The organism is Streptomyces sp. URMC 126, from assembly GCF_051386555.1.
Classification (GTDB): domain Bacteria; phylum Actinomycetota; class Actinomycetes; order Streptomycetales; family Streptomycetaceae; genus Streptomyces.
In genome coordinates, this window is sequence record NZ_JBPQTX010000841.1 from 1 (window position 1) to 276 (window position 276).

The 276-nt window shown below is 62.7% G+C and carries 1 protein-coding gene; it reads left to right on the forward strand.

The window, feature by feature from the left end; all coding sequences use genetic code 11:
- A partial coding sequence (locus ACSNOK_RS34165) for a hypothetical protein (protein WP_436784619.1) occupies positions 1 to 207 on the forward strand: 207 nt, incomplete at its 5' end.
- Positions 208 to 276: the final 69 nt, after the last annotated feature.

The following is a 276-nucleotide window of genomic DNA, read 5'->3' on the forward strand; positions in this document are numbered from 1 at the left end:
GGGCAGGATTCGGCGATGAAACCGAGCAAATCGAGCACGGCCGCCGATGATTGCGAGCGCCTACATCTAGGCGCCAACAACGACGACACAGCTTCAGCTATCCCGGCGAAATCCCGCCCGGTCCTGAAGACCAAGGGGAACGTGGGCACCGGACGCAAGTCGGCGCTGACCGAGGAGAGGTGTGGGCCAAGGGCGACGACAGCCTGATAACGATTTGCGGTGGCGGCCTACAAGGACCTGATCAGCCTGACCTGGACCAACTCGATCGGCCTGTCC